This window comes from Planomicrobium sp. CPCC 101110 (assembly GCF_007859395.1).
GTDB lineage: Bacteria > Bacillota > Bacilli > Bacillales_A > Planococcaceae > Planococcus.
Genome location: NZ_VOHD01000007.1, coordinates 1 through 2,500, shown reverse-complemented (window position 1 = coordinate 2,500; position 2,500 = coordinate 1). Strand labels below are relative to the sequence as shown.

General features: G+C 52.1%; 2 rRNA genes (1 of these 2 cut by a window edge). Both read left to right on the top strand.

Going from position 1 to position 2,500, the window contains the following annotated elements:
* Positions 1 to 2,334, top strand: a 23S ribosomal RNA gene (locus tag FQV30_RS11895); it begins 588 nt to the left of the window's first position.
* A gap of 48 nt (positions 2,335 to 2,382) precedes the next feature.
* Positions 2,383 to 2,498: ribosomal RNA gene (gene rrf / locus FQV30_RS11890) — 5S ribosomal RNA — on the top strand.
* Positions 2,499 to 2,500 lie beyond the last annotated feature (2 nt).

Here is a 2,500-nt window from a genome sequence, read left to right as displayed (position 1 = left end):
GTTAACGGGTGATGGCGTGCCTTTTGTAGAATGAACCGGCGAGTTACGATCCCGTGCGAGGTTAAGCTGAAGAGGCGGAGCCGCAGCGAAAGCGAGTCTGAATAGGGCGTTTAGTACGTGGTCGTAGACCCGAAACCAGGTGATCTACCCATGTCCAGGGTGAAGTTCAGGTAACACTGAATGGAGGCCCGAACCCACGCACGTTGAAAAGTGCGGGGATGAGGTGTGGGTAGCGGAGAAATTCCAATCGAACCTGGAGATAGCTGGTTCTCCCCGAAATAGCTTTAGGGCTAGCCTTAAGTGTAAGAGTCTTGGAGGTAGAGCACTGATTGGACTAGGGGTCCTCATCGGATTACCGAATTCAGTCAAACTCCGAATGCCAATGACTTATCCTTAGGAGTCAGACTGCGAGTGATAAGATCCGTAGTCAAAAGGGAAACAGCCCAGACCGCCAGCTAAGGTCCCAAAGTGTGTATTAAGTGGAAAAGGATGTGGAGTTGCTTAGACAACTAGGATGTTGGCTTAGAAGCAGCCACCATTTAAAGAGTGCGTAATAGCTCACTAGTCGAGTGACTCTGCGCCGAAAATGTACCGGGGCTAAATACACCACCGAAGCTGCGGATTGATACCAATGGTATCAGTGGTAGGGGAGCGTTCTAAGGACAGTGAAGTCAGACCGGAAGGACTGGTGGAGTGCTTAGAAGTGAGAATGCCGGTATGAGTAGCGAAAGACGGGTGAGAATCCCGTCCACCGAATGCCTAAGGTTTCCTGAGGAAGGCTCGTCCGCTCAGGGTTAGTCAGGACCTAAGCCGAGGCCGACAGGCGTAGGCGATGGACAACAGGTTGATATTCCTGTACCACCTCTTTATCGTTTGAGCAATGGAGGGACGCAGAAGGATAGAAGAAGCGTGCGATTGGTTGTGCACGTCCAAGCAGTTAGGCTGATAAGTAGGCAAATCCGCTTATCGTAAAGGCTGAGCTGTGATGGGGAAGCTCCTTATGGAGCGAAGTCTTTGATTCCCCGCTGCCAAGAAAAGCTTCTAGCGAGATAAAAGGTGCCTGTACCGCAAACCGACACAGGTAGGCGAGGAGAGAATCCTAAGGTGTGCGAGAGAACTCTGGTTAAGGAACTCGGCAAAATGACCCCGTAACTTCGGGAGAAGGGGTGCTTTCTTAACGGAAAGCCGCAGTGAATAGGCCCAAGCGACTGTTTAGCAAAAACACAGCTCTCTGCGAAGCCGTAAGGCGAAGTATAGGGGGTGACACCTGCCCGGTGCTGGAAGGTTAAGGAGAGGGGTTAGCGTAAGCGAAGCTCTGAACTGAAGCCCCAGTAAACGGCGGCCGTAACTATAACGGTCCTAAGGTAGCGAAATTCCTTGTCGGGTAAGTTCCGACCCGCACGAAAGGTGTAACGATTTGGGCACTGTCTCAACCAGAGACTCGGTGAAATTATAGTACCTGTGAAGATGCAGGTTACCCGCGACAGGACGGAAAGACCCCGTGGAGCTTTACTGTAGCCTGATATTGAATTTTGGTACAGTTTGTACAGGATAGGCGGGAGCCATTGAAACCGGAGCGCTAGCTTCGGTGGAGGCGCTGGTGGGATACCGCCCTGACTGTATTGAAATTCTAACCTACGGGTCTTATCGACCCGGGAGACAGTGTCAGGTGGGCAGTTTGACTGGGGCGGTCGCCTCCTAAAGTGTAACGGAGGCGCCCAAAGGTTCCCTCAGAATGGTTGGAAATCATTCGTAGAGTGCAAAGGCATAAGGGAGCTTGACTGCGAGACCTACAAGTCGAGCAGGGACGAAAGACGGGCTTAGTGATCCGGTGGTTCCGCATGGAAGGGCCATCGCTCAACGGATAAAAGCTACCCCGGGGATAACAGGCTTATCTCCCCCAAGAGTCCACATCGACGGGGAGGTTTGGCACCTCGATGTCGGCTCATCGCATCCTGGGGCTGTAGTCGGTCCCAAGGGTTGGGCTGTTCGCCCATTAAAGCGGTACGCGAGCTGGGTTCAGAACGTCGTGAGACAGTTCGGTCCCTATCCGTCGCGGGCGTAGGAAATTTGAGAGGAGCTGTCCTTAGTACGAGAGGACCGGGATGGACACACCGCTGGTGTACCAGTTGTTCTGCCAGGGGCATAGCTGGGTAGCTATGTGCGGAAGGGATAAGTGCTGAAAGCATCTAAGCATGAAGCCCCCCTCAAGATGAGATTTCCCATAGCGTAAGCTAGTAAGATCCCTGAAAGATGATCAGGTTGATAGGTTCGAGGTGGAAGCATGGTGACATGTGGAGCTGACGAATACTAATAGATCGAGGACTTAACCATATAATATGTAGCAATGTTATCTAGTTTTGAAGGAATATGCCTTCATAGTTTGGTGATGATGGCAGAGAGGTCACACCCGTTCCCATACCGAACACGGAAGTTAAGCTCTCTAGCGCCGATGGTAGTTGGGACCTTGTCCCTGTGAGAGTAGGACGTCGCCAAGCAA